At 59.3% G+C, this 16,428-nt stretch carries 11 protein-coding genes and 1 tRNA gene; 6 read left to right on the forward strand and 6 right to left on the reverse strand.

Going from position 1 to position 16,428, the window contains the following annotated elements; all coding sequences use genetic code 11:
• Positions 1 to 24 precede the first annotated feature (24 nt).
• On the reverse strand, positions 25 to 2,046 hold the full coding sequence (locus JK621_RS19255) for an FAD-dependent oxidoreductase (RefSeq protein ID WP_212557223.1): 2,022 nt from the start codon (positions 2,044 to 2,046) through the stop codon (positions 25 to 27).
• Between the two features lie 424 nt (positions 2,047 to 2,470).
• Between JK621_RS19255 and JK621_RS19260 the strand changes: the two genes are divergently transcribed.
• Positions 2,471 to 4,090, forward strand: a complete 1,620-nt coding sequence (locus tag JK621_RS19260; RefSeq protein WP_212557224.1) for an ABC-F family ATP-binding cassette domain-containing protein — start codon at positions 2,471 to 2,473, stop codon at positions 4,088 to 4,090.
• Here JK621_RS19260 and JK621_RS19265 read toward each other — a convergent pair.
• A complete protein-coding gene (locus tag JK621_RS19265; RefSeq protein WP_212557225.1) occupies positions 4,077 to 5,546 on the reverse strand; it encodes a PLP-dependent aminotransferase family protein in 1,470 nt (489 codons plus the stop codon). The genes JK621_RS19260 and JK621_RS19265 overlap by 14 nt on opposite strands.
• A 121-nt stretch (positions 5,547 to 5,667) precedes the next feature.
• Here JK621_RS19265 and JK621_RS19270 point away from each other — a divergent pair, with 121 nt between their 5' ends.
• The 3 genes from JK621_RS19270 to JK621_RS19280 are packed head-to-tail and all read left to right on the forward strand — an operon-like array spanning position 5,668 to position 9,704.
• Entirely contained in the window at positions 5,668 to 6,933 is a 1,266-nt protein-coding gene (locus JK621_RS19270) for a 4-aminobutyrate--2-oxoglutarate transaminase (RefSeq protein ID WP_212557226.1), read from the forward strand.
• 13 nt (positions 6,934 to 6,946) lie between these two features.
• The gene (locus JK621_RS19275) at positions 6,947 to 8,401 is read left to right on the forward strand and encodes an NAD-dependent succinate-semialdehyde dehydrogenase (protein WP_212557227.1); all 1,455 of its coding nucleotides are present in this window, start codon (positions 6,947 to 6,949) and stop codon (positions 8,399 to 8,401) included.
• A 58-nt stretch (positions 8,402 to 8,459) separates the two neighbouring features.
• A complete protein-coding gene (locus JK621_RS19280) occupies positions 8,460 to 9,704 on the forward strand; it encodes an aromatic amino acid transport family protein (protein WP_212557228.1) in 1,245 nt (414 codons plus the stop codon).
• A gap of 68 nt (positions 9,705 to 9,772) precedes the next feature.
• Here JK621_RS19280 and yfcF read toward each other — a convergent pair whose 3' ends face one another.
• Entirely contained in the window at positions 9,773 to 10,408 is a 636-nt protein-coding gene (gene yfcF, locus JK621_RS19285; RefSeq protein WP_212557229.1) for a glutathione transferase, read from the reverse strand.
• Positions 10,409 to 10,580: 172 nt separating this feature from the next.
• Between yfcF and JK621_RS19290 the strand changes: the two genes are divergently transcribed.
• Entirely contained in the window at positions 10,581 to 11,300 is a 720-nt protein-coding gene (locus JK621_RS19290) for an HPP family protein (RefSeq protein WP_212557230.1), read from the forward strand.
• Positions 11,301 to 11,722: 422 nt separating this feature from the next.
• Here the strand turns inward: JK621_RS19290 and JK621_RS19295 are convergent.
• Positions 11,723 to 11,799: transfer RNA gene (locus tag JK621_RS19295), tRNA-Ile, on the reverse strand.
• Positions 11,800 to 11,947: 148 nt separating this feature from the next.
• Between JK621_RS19295 and mug the strand changes: the two genes are divergently transcribed.
• Positions 11,948 to 12,436, forward strand: coding sequence for a G/U mismatch-specific DNA glycosylase (gene mug / locus JK621_RS19300; RefSeq protein ID WP_212557231.1), 489 nt, complete (start codon positions 11,948 to 11,950; stop codon positions 12,434 to 12,436).
• Between the two features lie 70 nt (positions 12,437 to 12,506).
• On the opposite strand, the gene rpoD is transcribed toward mug, so the two are convergent.
• Together rpoD and dnaG are read right to left on the reverse strand one after the other, a co-directional pair.
• On the reverse strand, positions 12,507 to 14,345 hold the full coding sequence (gene rpoD, locus JK621_RS19305) for an RNA polymerase sigma factor RpoD (protein WP_006328195.1): 1,839 nt from the start codon (positions 14,343 to 14,345) through the stop codon (positions 12,507 to 12,509).
• Positions 14,346 to 14,619: 274 nt separating this feature from the next.
• On the reverse strand, positions 14,620 to 16,368 hold the full coding sequence (gene dnaG, locus JK621_RS19310) for a DNA primase (protein WP_212557232.1): 1,749 nt from the start codon (positions 16,366 to 16,368) through the stop codon (positions 14,620 to 14,622).
• Positions 16,369 to 16,428: the final 60 nt, after the last annotated feature.

A 16,428-nucleotide genomic window follows, 5' to 3' on the forward strand; every position in this document is an offset into this window, starting at 1 on the left:
CCGGGGGCGCAACGCGCCCCTTTTTTACAGCGCCATCGCCAGCCGCGTGCCCTGATCGATAGCACGGCGGGCGTCCAGCTCGGCGGCTACGTCCGCACCGCCAATCAAATGCACGGTTTTTCCCATCGCCAGCAGCGGTTGCTGCAGTTCGCGGCGTGGCTCCTGCCCGGCGCAGATAACCACCGTATCCACCGGCAGACAGCTTTCCTGCTCGGCGCGCGAGATGTGTAATCCTTCCTCATCGATGCGTTGATAGTTCACGCTGTTGAGCATCTTGACGCCGCGCATCAATAGGCTGGCGCGGTGGATCCAACCGGTGGTTTTCCCCAGGCCTTCACCCACTTTGCTGGTTTTGCGCTGCAGCAGATAGATTTGCCGCGGCCCGCGTTCCGCCACCGGCCCTTGCGCCGCCAGCCCGCCGCGTTGGCTGAGCTGGCCATCGATACCCCATTCACGGTTAAATTCTGCCTGATCCAGGCTGCTCGACACGCCGTGCTGGCTGAGGTACTCGGCGGTGTCGAAGCCGATGCCGCCGGCGCCGATAATCGCCACCCGCTGGCCGACCGGCTTTTTGTCGCGCAATACGTCCAGGTAGGTCAGCACCTTGGCGTTATCAATTCCTGGGATCGCCGGCGTGCGCGGCACTATGCCGCAGGCGAGGATCACTTCCTCGAATTCCGCCAGATCGGCGGCTTCTACCTGCGTACCCAGTTTTACCGTCACCTCAAGCAATGCCAGCTGGCGACGGAAGTAGCGCAGGGTTTCGTGGAATTCTTCTTTACCGGGGATCTGCTTGGCGATATTGAACTGTCCGCCAATCTGATCGGCGGCATCGAACAGCGTCACCCGGTGGCCGCGGCTGGCGGCGGTGGTGGCAAACGCCAATCCGGCCGGCCCGGCGCCGATCACCGCCAGCTTTTTCGGCTTTTCGGCCATGGTCAGCGGCATTTCGGTTTCGCGGCAGGCACGCGGGTTCACCAGGCAGGAGGTGAGCTTGCCTTCGAAAATCTGATCGAGACAGGCCTGATTGCAGCCAATGCAGGTGTTTATCTCGTCGGCGCGTCCTTCGGCGGCTTTTTGCACAAAAGCGGCGTCGGCCAGGAATGGGCGGGCCATCGACACCATGTCGGCGCAGCCGTCCGCCAGCACTTGTTCTGCAACCGCCGGATCGTTGATACGGTTGGTGGTGATCAGCGGAATGCGTACTTTACCCATCAGCTTGCGGGTCACCCAACTGAAACCGGCGCGCGGCACCATGGTGGCGATAGTCGGGATCCGCGCCTCATGCCAGCCGATGCCGGTGTTGATCAGGGTCGCGCCCGCCTGTTCTATCGCCAGCGCCAACTGTTCGATCTCCTGCCAACTGGAGCCGTCCTCCACCAGATCGAGCATCGACAGGCGGTAAATCAAAATGAACTCGCGGCCAACCGCCTGACGCACCGCCCGGACGATCTCCACGGCAAAACGCATGCGGTTGCTGAAGCTGCCTCCCCATGTGTCATCGCGCTGGTTGGTTCGCGCCGCCAGGAATTGGTTGATCAAATAGCCTTCGGAACCCATCACTTCTACGCCGTCGTAGCCGGCCTGCTGCGCCAGCAGCGCACAGTGGGCGAAGTCGGCGATGGTCTGTTCGATCTCCGCCTCGCTCAGCGCGGTCGGGGCGAAAGGGTTGATCGGCGCCTGCAGCGCGGACGGCGCCACCGGCTGCGGTTGATAGCTGTAGCGGCCGGCATGCAGGATCTGCAACGCAATTTTGCCTCCGGCCCGGTGGACGGCATCGGTAACGATCCGGTGATGATCGACCTGATCCCGGCGGTTGAGAGTGGAGCCGCCGCGATACACCACGCCCTTTTCATTGGGGGCGATGCCGCCGGTCACGATCAGCGCCACGCCGGCCGCTGCGCGTTCGGCATAGAAAGCGGCCATGCGTTCCGGGCCATCGGGAAGTTCTTCCAGGCCGGTGTGCATCGAGCCCATCAGCACCCGGTTTTTCAGGGTGGTGAAGCCGAGATCCAGCGGCGCCAGCAGGTGAGGGTAATTGCTCATTGCACTCTCCATCGTTCATCCCCCGCCTCTTTCAATCTGCAGCGTTGTCGCCTGCGTTCGCTCGCCCCAGTCACTTACTTGAGTAAGCTCCTGGGAACGCCCTAACTTGCCGCCTGGCTGCAGGTTGAAAGCGATTGGGGATGAGCATCTGTTATTATTATGTGAACACAAGTGGTCGGATGAGATAAATCTAGCCGTTGTCGCGCCGCTTGGGAATCTGCGTTGTGCCGAATGTGATAGACGTCATGAATCTCAGGCACCGTTTGCATAACGAACAAAAGATCGGTTAACCTTTGCGCGTTGTAAATTCCTTCTCTCTGCGGAGCCATCACCGAAAATGAACAAACACGCCTGTTGATATCTTGTCCCATGCTGAGCACGCCGGTGCCGGATGGGGATGTTTTGATTTCATTCAGGAGTGCTTATGGCTCATTTTGCGCAATCCCCTTATTTTGTTTTACACCAACTGACCTGCCAGTTTGCTAACGGCGAAACGCTGTTCGGCCCGCTGGATCTCGCTTTCGATCAACAACACTGTGGCCTGGTTGGGCGTAATGGCGTCGGCAAAACCCGTTTGCTGCGCCTGATCGCCGGCCTGGATCAACCGGGGAGCGGACATGTGGAAACGCATGCTTCGCTGGCCTATGTGGCGCAACAGCCGGAGATCGCAGCGCAGATCACGCTGGCGCAGTTGCTGGGCTACGGCGAGGTGTTTGCCGCACTGGCCCGCATTGAGCAGGGGCGCCCGTGGGCGGACGACATCGATCGCCTGGAAGGGCAGTGGGATCTGAACGATCGTCTGCACGCTGCCTTTGCCGCCGCCGGATTGCCTGAGTTCGATCCGCTGCGGCCGGCCGGCTCCCTGAGCGGCGGGGAGCGAATGCGTGCGACGCTGTGTGGCGCGATGCTGGGCGGTGCGGATTGCTTGCTGCTGGATGAACCGAGCAACCACCTTGATGCCGACGGGCGCGACTGGCTGTACCGGCAGTTGGCGCAGTGGCGCGGCGGGCTGCTGGTTGCCAGCCACGATCGGCAACTGCTGGCGCGTATGGCGCGCATCGTCGAACTGACGCCCGACGGGCTGCGCAGCTATGGCGGCAACTACGATGACTATCGTCGGCAGCGCGACCTGGAGCGGCAGGCGGCGCGAGCCGGCTGGGAACATGCGCGGCAGGAACGCAAACGCACTCGCGCCCGGCAGCAGAAGGAACACGACATCAGCCAGCGGCGCTCAGCCCAAACGCTGAAAACCGTCGATACGCTGAATATCGCCTCTTTCGAACGCGTGGCTTACAAAGCGGCGGCCAAAGAGAGCCTCGGCACGCTGCGCAAACAGCATCAGGACCAAAAAGGCAGCCTCGATGCCGCCGTGCGCGAGGCATACCAGCGGGTGGAAGAAGACAGCCCGGTGATGTTGACCCTGCCAGGCAGTGCGGTGATGGCGGGCAAGCAGGTGCTGGTGATCGAGCAGCTGCAACTGCCTTTTGTCGGTGCGCGGCCGCTGGATATGCGCATCGACGGCCCCATGCGCGTAGCGCTGACCGGCCCGAACGGCTGCGGAAAATCCACGTTGCTGAAGGTGATCCTCGGCCGGTTGGCGGCGGTGTCCGGTCACGTTCATTGTCCGCTGCCAATGGCTTACCTCGACCAAACCCTGTCGCAGTTCGATTCGCGATTATCGGTGATGGCGCTGCTGGGATTGCAGGATTCTCCGCTGGCCGAAGGGGCGTTGCGTACCCAACTGGCGCAGTTGCAACTCGGTGCGGAACGGATCACGTTGCCGTTGGCGGCGCTGAGCGGCGGAGAAAGGCTGAAGGCGGCGCTGGCCTGTGCGCTGTGGCGTAAGGAGCCGGCGCAATTGCTGTTGCTGGACGAGCCGACCAACCATTTGGATCTGGCTTCGTCATTGGCCATTGAGGCGGCGCTGGCGGAGTTTCCCGGTGCGATGCTGGTGGTCTCGCACGATGAAGCCTTCCTGCGGGCGCTGAAACTGACTCATCGCCTGCATTGGCAGGACGGGGGCTGGCAGTTCAGGGCGCTGTAATGCATTGCAGCAGCAGGGTAAAGGCGGCGGCCATCTGTTCCTCCGGCACGCAGGCGAAGCCCATCAGCAGCCCGCGGCGGTGGTTGGGCAGCATGTAGTAACGCGACAGCGGCCGCACCAGCACGCCGCGTGCGGCGGCGGCGGCGGCGATCGCCACGTCGTCGGCTTCGTCCGGCAGGTTCAGGATCAGGTGCAACCCGGCGTTGTTGTTGAATTCGCTCAACGCCTGCTTGCCCAGATGCTGCTCAATCAAGGCGGTCAGAAACGCCCGCCGCCGGGCATACAGCAGCCGCATGCGGCGAATATGCACGCTGTAGTGGCCTTCCTGAATAAACTGCGCCAGCGCGGTCTGGATCAGCAGGTGACCGCCGCGATACAGTTCGGCGTGCGCGGTTTTCAGCTCCGTCATCAACGGCTTTGGCAGCACCACGTAACCTAGCCGCAGCGCCGGGTACAGCGTTTTGCTGAAGGTGCCGATATAAATCACCGGCGCATCGGCTTCCAGCCCTTGCAGCGCCGGGATGGGCTGGCCGGAAAAGCGGAACTCGCTGTCGTAGTCGTCTTCGACAATCCAACTGCCGCCGTTGCGCGCCAACGCCAGCAACCGCTGCCGCCGCGCCAGGCTCATCACCGATCCCAGTGGATACTGGTGCGATGGGGTGACGAAAATCAGCCGTGGCGCGCCGGTTGGCTGCTCCGGCGGCACCATGCCGGCCTCATCGACCCCCAGCGGGCAGATATTCACGTCGTTCATCCGCAGAATATTGCGGATCCCCCAATAGCCCGGTTCTTCAATCCACGCGTCGTCGCCCGGATTGCACAGCATGCGCGTCACCAGATCTATCGCCTGATGAATGCCTTCGGTAATCAAAATTTGCTCCGGTGAGCAGCGAACCGAACGGGCGACGCGCAGATAGTCCACCAATGCATGCTGCAACTCCGGGCTGCCGCCCTGATTACTGTAGGTCAGCCGCTGCGGAGCGGGGCGGCGGCTGATGCGCGCCTGGATCTTGCTGAACAGCTGGTGAGGAAAGGCGTTGACGTCGGGTACGCCGGGGATAAACGCGCCCCACTGTTTGGGGCTGGCACTGGCGTGATGCAGCAGGGTGGATCCTCGGGCCGACAGCTCAATGCGCCGTTGTTCTCCGTCACTGCCTGCGGGGGCGCTGACGGTAGATAAACAGCTGTCCGGCACGGTTTCGGCGACGAATGTGCCGCTGCCTGCGCGTGCCAAAACATAACCTTCTGCCAAGAGTTGTTCATAAACGGTTAATACGGTGTTGCGTGACAGCCCGAGTTCCTGCGCCAGATCGCGCGAAGCGGGCAGGCGGCTGGAGGGCGGCAAACTGCCGTCCAAAATGCTGGTGCGGATCGCGTTATACAGCCGCTTGTGCAGCTTATCATCGGGCTGTTCGCCGAGGCGCTGCAATAACAGGTCACCACTCAGTGAGCGCAATTGGATCCCTCAATTAATCGTAACTGGCACTCGATTATAGGGCCACATCCTGTGTAAATAAACGTCATTGTTTCGCGAATGTGAACGAAACGTACAACAGGCACCGGCCGGAGAGAACAGCATGAAAAACGCAGAACTGAATCAACGTCGTCAGGATGCCACCCCACGCGGGATTGGCGTGATGTGCGGTTTTTACGCCGAGCGTGCGGAGAACGCCACGCTGTGGGACGTAGAAGGTAATGAGGTTATCGATTTCGCTTCCGGTATTGCTGTTCTGAATACCGGACACCGGCATCCGAAGGTGATCGCCGCCATTGAACGGCAACTGAAAGCCTTCACCCACACCGCTTACCAAATCGTTCCTTACGAAAGCTATGTCGCGTTGGCAGAGCGCATCAACCAGCGCGCCCCGATCGAAGGCCCTTGTAAAACCGCGTTGTTCACCACCGGCGCAGAAGCGGTGGAAAACGCGGTCAAAATCGCCCGCGCCTATACCGGCCGGCCGGGCCTGATCACCTTTGGCGGCGGTTTCCATGGCCGCACTTACATGACCATGGCGCTGACCGGCAAAGTGGCTCCCTACAAGCTGGGCTTCGGGCCTTTCCCCGGATCGGTGTTCCACGGCCAGTATCCGAATGCGCTGTATGGCGTGACCACCGAAGACGCGATGAACAGCCTGGAACGCATCTTTAAGGCGGATATCGATCCCAAACAAGTGGCCGCCATTGTGCTGGAGCCGGTGCAGGGCGAGGGCGGTTTCAACATTGCGCCGGCCGATTTTATGCAGGCGCTGCGCGAACTGTGCGACCAGCACGGCATTTTGCTGATTGCCGACGAAGTGCAGACCGGTTTTGCCCGTACCGGCAAGCTGTTTGCCATGGAGCATTACGCGGTGAAACCGGATCTGATCACCATGGCGAAAAGCCTGGCGGGCGGTATGCCGCTCTCGGCGGTGGCCGGCCGGGCCGACGTGATGGACGCCCCGGCGCCAGGCGGGCTGGGCGGCACCTATGCCGGTAACCCGTTGGCTGTGGCCGCGGCACTTGCGGTGCTGGACGTGATTGACGAAGAACAGCTGTGCCAGCGTTCCCAACGTTTGGGCCAGCATTTGGTAGAAGTGCTGCAACAGGCGCGCACAACCAGCCCGGCGATCGCGGATATTCGCGCGCAGGGATCGATGGTGGCGGTGGAGTTCAAGGATCCGGCGACCGGCAAGCCTTCGGCGGAGATCACCCGCCAGGTGCAGCAAAAGGCGTTGGAAGAGGGCCTGCTGCTGTTGAGCTGCGGTGTGAACGGCAACGTGATCCGTTTCCTGTATCCGCTGACCATCCCTGAGGCGCAGTTCACCCAGGCGCTGGGCATTCTTTCCCGCGCGTTGGCCCAATAAGGAGTGACCGGCAATGAAACTGAATAACCCCGAGCTGCTGCGCAGCCAGTGTTTGATTAACGGTGAGTGGTGCGACGCGTTGAGCGGCAAGCGTGAAGCGGTCATCAACCCGGCAACCGGCGCAGAGTTGGCGAGCATTCCGCTGGTCAGTGAAGAAGAAACGCAGCAGGCGATTAACGCGGCGCAGTTGGCGCAGCAGGGCTGGAAACAGCTGACCGCCAAACAGCGCTCCGTAGTGCTGCTGGCCTGGGCCGACAAGGTGCTGGCGGCCCAGGAGGATTTGGCGCAGCTGATGACCGCCGAGCAGGGTAAATCGCTGGCGGAAGCGCGCGGTGAAGTCGCCTATGCCGCTTCGTTCATTACCTGGTTCGCCGAAGAGGCCAAGCGGGTCGACGGTGCCGTGTTGCAGGCCCCCCTGGCTTCGCAGCGCCTGGTGGTAGTGAAACAGCCGATCGGCGTTTGCGCGGCGATCACGCCGTGGAACTTCCCGGCGGCGATGATCACCCGCAAGGTTGCGCCGGCGCTGGCAGCGGGCTGCGCGATGATCGTCAAACCGGCCGAACAGACGCCGCTGACCGCGTTGGCGTTGGCGAAGCTGGCGCAGGATGCCGGCATTCCGCCGGGCGTGCTGCAGGTGGTGACCGGCGACGCAGCGCAGGTGGGCAAGGTGCTGTGCGACAGCCCGGTGGTGCGCAAGCTGAGCTTTACCGGTTCGACCGAGGTCGGCCGCATTCTGATGGCGCAGTGCGCGCCGACGATTAAAAAACTGTCGCTGGAGCTGGGGGGCAACGCGCCGGTGATCGTGTTCGACGACGCCAATCTGGACGCGGCGGTGGCGGGCATCATGGCCTCCAAATTCCGTAACAGCGGCCAGACCTGCGTCTGCGCTAACCGCATCTACGTGCAGGACGGCATCTACGACCGTTTGGTGGACAAACTGGTGGCGGCGGTTGAGCAACTGAAGGTCGGCGACGGCAGCCATGAAGGCACCACTCAGGGGCCGCTGATCGACCAGGATGCGGTGGATAAAGTGCAGAGCCACATTGACGATGCGCTGATCAAAGGCGCGCAGATTGCTGTCGGCGGGCAGCCGCACGAGCTGGGCCGTACCTTCTTCCAGCCGACGGTGGTGACCGGCGTGACGCAAAAAATGCGCTTCGCCCGGGAAGAAACCTTTGGCCCGGTGGCGCCGCTGTTCCGTTTCCATGATGAAGCGGAAGCCATCGCCATGGCCAACGACACCGAGTTTGGCCTGGCCGCTTATCTGTTTACGCAGAGCGCCTCGCGCCAGTGGCGAGTGCCGGAAGCGCTGGAATACGGCATGGTCGGCATCAACACCGGGCTGATCTCCAATGAAGTCGCGCCGTTTGGCGGTGTGAAGCAGTCAGGACTCGGACGTGAAGGATCGCGTTACGGCATTGAAGAATATCTGGAGCTGAAATACCTGTGTATCGATGTGAGCTGTTAACCACCGGGAAATTAACCTGTCCCGGTGGCCGGAGCCGCCGGGCAACAAAGGATGCTGTATGTCTGCTGATAACACCACTGTTTCTCCGGCGCTTGCCGCCGGGGTGCGAACGCCTGCACCCGCCAAATCACTGAGTTTCCTCGAAGGGGTGGCGATGATCGTCGGCACCAATATTGGCGCCGGCGTGCTGTCCATCGCCTATGCCTCCAGCAAAGCCGGTTTTTTACCGCTGTTGTTCTGGCTGGTGCTGGTGGGGAGCCTGACCACCATCACCATGCTGTACGTCGCCGAATCCACCTTGCGCACCCGTGCTCACTTGCAACTTAGCGGGCTGGCGAAACGCTATGTCGGCGGTATTGGCGCCTGGCTGATGTTCGCTTCGGTGTGCGTCAACAGCGTCGGGGCGTTGACTGCCTATATGACCGGCAGCGGCAAGCTGCTGCAATCTCTGTTCGGTATCTCGCCGGCCATCGGCAGCCTGCTGTTTTTCGTTCCCGCCGCGGGGGTGTTGTACCTGGGGCTGAAGGCGATTGGTCGCGGCGAGAAATTTATCAGTATCGGCATGGTGGTGATGCTGACCGCGCTGGTGGCGGCTACGCTGCTGAAAGACACCACCCAGATGCGCAACCTGCTGGACGGCGACTGGCGCTTTATGGTGCCGGTATTCAACGTGGTGGTGTTCTGCTTCTCGGCGCAGTACATAGTGCCGGAAATGGCGCGTGGCTTCTCGGATAAGCCGGAACAGCTGCCGAAGGCGATTATCGTCGGCATGGCGGTCACCTTCGTGCTGCTGACGGCGGTGCCGATGTCGGTGATTGCCCTCAGTGGGCTGAATAATATCTCCGACGTGGCGACTATTTCCTGGGGGCAGGCTCTAGGACAATGGGCGTTCTTCTCCGCCAATATCTTTGCGCTGTGCGCGATGCTGACCTCTTACTGGGGGCTGGGCGGCAGCTTCCTGACCAATATTTTCGACCAGTTCAGACTGGGCAATGACGAACAACCGCTGCGCCGCTTCGGCGTGCTGTTGCTGGTGGTGGTGCCTCCGTTCGCGCTGGCTTACAGCGGCCTGGTGTCGTTCGTTAACGCGCTGTATTTCGCCGGGGTGTTCAGCGGGGTGATCCTGTCGATTATGCCGATGCTGATCCTGCGAGGGGCGCGCAAGCACGGTGACCAGACGCCGCGCTGGCAGTGCAACTGGATCACCCATCCGCTGTTGCAGATCAGCATCGTGCTGCTGTATCTGGCCAGTGCGGTATACGCTATTGCGTCGTTGTTAGGTTATCTGCCCTCTGGATGGTGACTTGCCTTCCCTCAGAAAGTGATGTTGTTTCTCAGTTGAGAACGGCGGCGTCGTGGCCGCCGATTTTTTTAGCTGCGCATTTGCTCCGGCAGTGCCAGCCAGGCCTGCACCGAAGGGCGTTGCCACTGTTTTTGCGCGTAGTGGCGAATATTCTCCGGCACGTCATCTCCGTTCATCACCAGCCGGTTCAGCATCAACGCCAGATCGGTATCGGCAATGCACCACTCCCTGAACAAATTATCCTGGCCGTGGCCCAGCAATTTTTCGACTGCGGCGATCAGCTTGTTGGCGGCGGCCCCGGCGGCGGCGGACAGCGGCGGGAATTTTTCGTTGCCGAATACCGCCTCGGTTGGCCGTTCGACGCGAATTGGCAACAGATCGCTGCGCAGCCAGGCTTGAATTTCACGTGCTTTGGCGCGCAGCTTGACGTCGCGCGGGTAGACCGCATGAGCCGGATGGATATCCTCCAGATACTCGGTAATGGCCGAGGACTCGGACAGTTGGAACTCACCGATCACCAACGTAGGCACCCGACGGGTTAGCGACAGTGCCGCATAGGCAGCGCCCTTATTTTCTTCCTGCGCCAAATCGACCGGTTTCACGGTGAAGGGGATGCTTTTCTCCGTCAGCACAATAAATGCGGACATGGCATAAGGGCTGAAAAATTGGCTGTCGGTATAGAGCTCGGTAATCGGTTGAGACATCGGCTTTTCCTCAAGGCTAAGGGGGAGAACATTGATCATTGCCGAGGGGTGGCGAAAAATCAATCTGTTAGCGGAAAGTTGTTGCCGGGTGCCGGCGGGGCGGCGGTTATTGCGCCCGAGGTGATGTGATATATTTGTTGCCATTACGTTGAATTTGGCAGTGCGAAGTAACATGAAGAATCCGTTAGCAACAAAACTCAGGATCGGCTGCGCGCGCCTGTGGCCGCATCCGTTGGCCATGGGCAAAAAAGAGATTTTGCTTTCCAGCATCGGCGCCGGGCTGGGGTTGATGATTACCGGCTGGATCAGCCATTTTGTCTTGGGGGAGGTAAACCTGTGGTTTATCGCTCCGATGGGAGCCTCCGCCGTTTTGCTGTTTGGCGTACCGAACAGCCCGTTGGCGCAACCCTGGTCGATCGTGGGCGGCAATATGTCGGCTGCGCTGGTGGGGGTCAGCACCAGCCTGCTGATTGCCGATCCCGGGCTGGCTTGTGGCGTAGCGGCCGCAGTGGCCATTGGACTGATGTTTAAACTGCGTTGCCTGCATCCGCCCGGCGGCGCGGTGGCGCTGACCGCGATCCTCGGCGGGCCGGGCATTCACCAACTGGGTTACAGCTTTGTGCTGTACCCGGTGCTGCTTAACTCGGTGTTGCTGGCGGTGCTGGCGATTATCTTCAATAACCTGGCCGGGCGCCGCTATCCGCACCAACTGGCGCCGGCCGAAGCCAAGCCCACCGGCCTGCCGATTGATGCGGTATCGATTACCCGGGCGGATCTGCATGAAGTGCTGATGCAGGGCGAACTGTTTGACATCGACGAGGACGATTTGCAGGAGATCCTGCAACGAGCGGAGCAGGTCGCTCATCGGCGGCAGAACGGCTCAGCCCGATGATGTCGGCGAGCGGCAAGAGGGTACCGGTACACAAACCCACTGTTTTAACCATACAGAATCACAGAATGCCGATCTGTGTGGTTTTGATTGTTAGTCGTTGAATCTGTCTTGTGTTTGTGACCTGAGTCACCCTATTACTTTACGTGTAATTGGGGTGACATGATGGAAAAGACGCTAGATTTACCCGCTGCCCGCGAAGGCTTGTGGCGCAAATTATGCCGGTATTGCCGCCGTGGGTATTTTACGTATACCCGCAGAAAGTCTTTGCGCTCGATGAGCCGTTGTCAGTTGCGTGACATCGGGCTGCGGCGCTGCGACGTGCATCAGGAGGGGCGGGATTCGCTTTGGCAGCGCTGAGTGAGCGGAAACAAAAAACCACCTGCATAGAGGTGGTTTGATGCGCCGTTATGTCAGCGAGAATGTGGTGGCCCCTACTGGACTTGAACCAGTGACCAAGCGATTATGAGTCGCGTGCTCTAACCAACTGAGCTAAGGGGCCAAGCGGCGAGATTATACGGTAATCCTCCGGTGCAGGTCTACTGTTTGCCGCCTGTATGTTGTTTTTCTGCGCAGTTCTAGTCTGTTGTAATTGCTGGCGGATTTTGCGATAACCGGTGTAAATCCCTTTTATTGGACCTCACAGACCCATGAATCTTTTGGCGCCAAACTTGCGGGTGGTGTTTTGCGGCATCAATCCCGGCCTTTCCTCCGCCCATCAGGGCTATCCCTTTGCCAATGGCAGCAACCGTTTCTGGAAGGTCCTGCATCAGGCCGGTTTCACCCAGTGCCAACTGGCGCCGGAGCAGTGGCAGCAGTTGCAGGACACCGGTTGCGGCATCACCGCTTTGGTGGCGCGCCCGACGGTAGCGGCGAGCGAAGTGACGCGTGAAGAGTTGCGCAGCGGCGGTGAAGCGCTAAAAGACAAAATCCTGCAATTCCAGCCGCGTGCATTGGCGGTTCTGGGCAAGCAGGCGTTCAGCAGCGCCTTCGGGGTGAAAAATGCGCCCTGGGGGCGGCAGGAGATGACGATCGGCAAAACCGAGGTGTGGGTATTGCCTAATCCCAGCGGGCTGAACCGCGCCACGCTGGAGCAGCTTACCGAGAGCTACCGCGAGCTGTTCCTGGCGCTGGAGTGATTCTCCAGGATTTCAGGCAATAAAAAACCCCGGCAGGCCGGGGTTTTTTGTTTGCGGCTAACCGCTGGCCTTAGTCGTCCAGGAAGCTGCGCAGCACTTCGGAACGGCTTGGGTGGCGCAGTTTACGCAGTGCTTTGGCTTCGATCTGACGAATACGCTCACGGGTAACGTCGAACTGTTTGCCCACTTCTTCCAGCGTGTGGTCAGTGTTCATATCGATGCCGAAACGCATGCGCAGCACTTTCGCTTCACGGGCGGTCAGGCCGGCCAATACGTCGTGCGTCGCAGAGCGCAGGCTTTCCGAGGTGGCAGAATCCAACGGCAGCTCGAGGGTGGTATCCTCGATGAAATCGCCCAGATGTGAATCTTCATCATCACCAATCGGCGTTTCCATGGAGATCGGCTCTTTGGCGATCTTCAGCACTTTGCGGATTTTGTCTTCCGGCATCAGCATACGTTCAGCCAGCTCTTCCGGCGTCGGTTCGCGGCCCATCTCTTGCAGCATCTGGCGCGAAATACGGTTGAGTTTGTTGATGGTCTCAATCATATGCACCGGAATGCGGATGGTACGCGCCTGGTCGGCGATAGAGCGGGTGATGGCCTGACGGATCCACCAGGTGGCGTAAGTTGAGAACTTATAACCACGGCGGTATTCGAACTTGTCTACCGCTTTCATCAAACCGATGTTGCCTTCCTGAATCAGATCCAGGAACTGCAGACCGCGGTTGGTGTATTTCTTGGCGATAGAGATAACCAGACGCAAGTTGGCTTCAACCATCTCTTTCTTCGCACGGCGGGCTTTCGCTTCGCCGATAGACATGCGACGGTTGATGTCCTTCACCTGCTCGATGGTCAGGCCGGTCTCTTCTTCGATCTGACGCAGTTTTTGCAGGCTGCGCTGTACGTCATCCGTTACGTCTTTCAGCTTTTCTGACCATGGCTTGGCCATCGCCAGCGCCGCTTCGAACCAGGAGTTGCTGGTTTCGTTGCCGGCGAACAAAGTGACGAAGTTTTTCTTCGGCATTTTGCACTGTTCAACGCACAGCTTCATGATGATACGTTCCTGGGTGCGAACGCGGTCCATCATGATGCGCATGCTGTTGACCAGGAAGTCGAACTGTTTTGGCACCAGGCGGAACTGCTTGAACACCTCAGACAGCTTCAGAATTTCTTCTGCTGCGCTGGCGTGGCTACGGCCGTTCTTTTTGATGACCAGACGGGTCGCTTCATACTGATCGCGCAGGTCGGTGAATTTCTGACGTGCCAGCTCCGGATCGATGCTGTTGTCGTCTTCAGCGTCGTCGTCTTCATCTTCGTCTTCTTCGTCGTCGTTCTGCTCTTCGGTCGACAGCTCAGAACCGACGTGCGTTGCGGTTGGGGCGATGTCCTCTTCCGCATTAGGATCGACGAAGCCGGTGATCAGGTCGGACAGGCGAGCTTCGCCGGCTTCAACGCGATCGTACTGCTCCAGCAGATAGGTAATGGCTTCAGGGTATTCGGCAACCGAGCACTGAACCTGGTTGATACCGTCTTCAATACGCTTGGCGATGTCGATTTCGCCTTCGCGCGTCAGCAGTTCAACGGTACCCATTTCGCGCATGTACATGCGCACCGGGTCGGTGGTACGGCCAATTTCAGATTCAACGCTGGACAGGACTTGAGCGGCAGCTTCTTCCGCATCTTCGTCTGTGCTGTTTGAGTTTTCAGCCAGCAACAGGTCATCGGCGTCCGGGGCTTCTTCCATCACCTGGATGCCCATGTCGTTAATCATCTGGATGATGTCTTCGATCTGATCGGAGTCGACGATATCTTCCGGCAGATGGTCATTGACCTCAGCATAGGTCAGATAGCCTTGCTCCTTACCACGTTGGACAAGAAGTTTAAGCTGTGACTGCGGGTTTTGCTCCATAAGACGGTATCCACACTTCAGAGTATTTAGGTTGGTGTCGGTCGGCGAAACCGCCAACAATAGCATTTGGGGCGTTTTTGTTGTTGCCGCGGCCCACTGTGGCGGCATATTGCAGGGCTCTGCCCTCGCATTTATCGGCACTTAAGCCGTTGTATCCTTTATTCTTCACGCCTCAGGGGGGCTGCCTTCTCTCACCCGAACCACTTACCTGAGTAAGCTCATCGAGATTCGTTCAGTTGCCGCCTACCTGAAACGCGAATAATTTTGGCTAATTTCAGTTTTTCTTCGCTAAAACCTGATTGAGAGAACGGACTTCTTCACGTTCTTCCGGGCTCAGGCCGTGCGTTCTGGCCTGCGCGATCAATGTCTCCAGCCGTTGCTCCAGTACGGAGTCGTACAGGCTGGCCAAGGTATCCAAAAATGTCTGCTCGACCCTGTCCTCAACGATCATATGGTTCCATGTCGCCAAGGTTTCAAGCTGCTGGCTCAATTTGTTGTCGCGATACTGCTCCAGCAATTGGCCGGTTGTCAGCCCCGGCTGAGCCAGGCAGGTCTGCACCAGCTCGACAAATAGCGGTAAACCCGCCTGTTTGGTCTGCTCCAATCCCTCGAGTGAAGGGATAAGTGTAGCCAGTTGCGGATTTTGTACCAGTAACCCTATCAGTATACGCATGGTTGTGCGTTTTAGCTGGGGCGCCTGATAAGTATTCGCATTTTCAGCCTGTTTGGGCATCAGCTTGTCGAGCTGGCTGTCATCGAGCAGGCCAAGCTTGCTGCCGAGCTGTTGGCGCAGGTACAAGCGCAACGTTTCGCCCGGCACCTGAGTAATCAGCGGTAGCGCCAGCGTGCTCAGCTTGGCGCGGCCGTCCGGGCTGCTCAAATCCACCTGCGGCATCAGCGTTTCGAACAGGAAAGTGGAAAGCGGCTGCGCCAGCTCCATTCGCTGCTCGAAGGCGTCTTTGCCTTCTTTTCGGACCAATGTGTCCGGGTCTTCGCCGTCGGGCAAAAACATAAACCGCAGTTGGCGCCCGTCGTTCAGATAGGGCAGCGCGGTTTCCAGTGCGCGCCAGGCCGCTTCGCGACCGGCTCTGTCACCGTCATAGCAGCAGACAACGTTGTCGGTGGCGCGGAACAGCAGCTGAATATGTTCAGCCGTCGTTGAGGTTCCGAGCGAGGCGACGGCATAATCGATGCCGTATTGCGCCAACGCCACCACGTCCATATAGCCTTCCACTACCAGCAAACGTTGCGGGGTAGGGTGGTTCTGCTGCGCTTCATACAGGCCGTACAACTGACGACCCTTGTGGAATACTTCGGTTTCCGGCGAGTTCAGGTATTTCGGCATGCCGTCACCCAATACGCGCCCGCCAAAGGCGATCACTCGCCCGCGTTTGTCGCGAATAGGGAACATCACGCGCTCACGGAAACGATCGTACGATCGGCCTTGATCGTTAGTCACCAGCATGCCTGCATCGTTCAATGCGAGACGCGCGTCGGCATCACGACCAAAACGTTTCAATGCGTTATCCCAACCGGCAGGTGCAAAGCCGATGGCAAAATGGCGGATAACGTCGTCACTGAGCCCGCGCTGTTGCAGATAATTGCGCGCCGGCGTGCCGGAAGGCTGATGCAGTGACTGTTGATAGAACGCACTGAGCTGTTCCATCAGTTGATACAGGCTCTGACGCTGATGACGTTCGATCTGGGTCGGCCCGGTTCCTGCCTCGTAAGGCACTTCCAGCCCGTGCATGGTCGCCAGCTCTTCGATGGTTTCGACAAACTCGAGTCTGTCGTAATTCATCAGAAAGTCGACGGCGTTACCGTGCGCACCACAACCAAAACAGTGGTAAAACTGCTTATCGCCATTAACGGTAAATGAAGGCGTTTTTTCGTGGTGGAACGGACAGCACGCGTGATAGTTCTTGCCTTGCTTCTTGAGCTTTACCCGCGCGTCGATCAGATCGACGATGTCGGTGCGAGCCAGCAAGTCATTGATAAATACACGCGGAATTCGTCCAGCCATAAGCCCTTACTTTACTAGCCTATAAACGAGAACAAGCCGCGCATTCCTTTCGGAAAGCAC

Origin of the sequence: Serratia plymuthica (genome assembly GCF_018336935.1) — a bacterium.
Lineage (GTDB): Bacteria > Pseudomonadota > Gammaproteobacteria > Enterobacterales > Enterobacteriaceae > Serratia > Serratia plymuthica_B.

What these genes read in the sequence shown, in the direction of transcription:
- JK621_RS19255 (WP_212557223.1), bottom strand. Translation starts at nt 2,046, where the DNA reads ATGAGCAATTACCCTCACCTGCTGGCGCCGCTGGATCTCGGCTTCACC.
- JK621_RS19260 (WP_212557224.1), top strand. Translation starts at nt 2,471, where the DNA reads ATGGCTCATTTTGCGCAATCCCCTTATTTTGTTTTACACCAACTGACC.
- JK621_RS19270 (WP_212557226.1), top strand. Translation starts at nt 5,668, where the DNA reads ATGAAAAACGCAGAACTGAATCAACGTCGTCAGGATGCCACCCCACGC.
- JK621_RS19275 (WP_212557227.1), top strand. Translation starts at nt 6,947, where the DNA reads ATGAAACTGAATAACCCCGAGCTGCTGCGCAGCCAGTGTTTGATTAAC.
- JK621_RS19280 (WP_212557228.1), top strand. Translation starts at nt 8,460, where the DNA reads ATGTCTGCTGATAACACCACTGTTTCTCCGGCGCTTGCCGCCGGGGTG.
- yfcF (WP_212557229.1), bottom strand. Translation starts at nt 10,408, where the DNA reads ATGTCTCAACCGATTACCGAGCTCTATACCGACAGCCAATTTTTCAGC.
- JK621_RS19290 (WP_212557230.1), top strand. Translation starts at nt 10,581, where the DNA reads ATGAAGAATCCGTTAGCAACAAAACTCAGGATCGGCTGCGCGCGCCTG.
- mug (WP_212557231.1), top strand. Translation starts at nt 11,948, where the DNA reads ATGAATCTTTTGGCGCCAAACTTGCGGGTGGTGTTTTGCGGCATCAAT.
- rpoD (WP_006328195.1), bottom strand. Translation starts at nt 14,345, where the DNA reads ATGGAGCAAAACCCGCAGTCACAGCTTAAACTTCTTGTCCAACGTGGT.
- dnaG (WP_212557232.1), bottom strand. Translation starts at nt 16,368, where the DNA reads ATGGCTGGACGAATTCCGCGTGTATTTATCAATGACTTGCTGGCTCGC.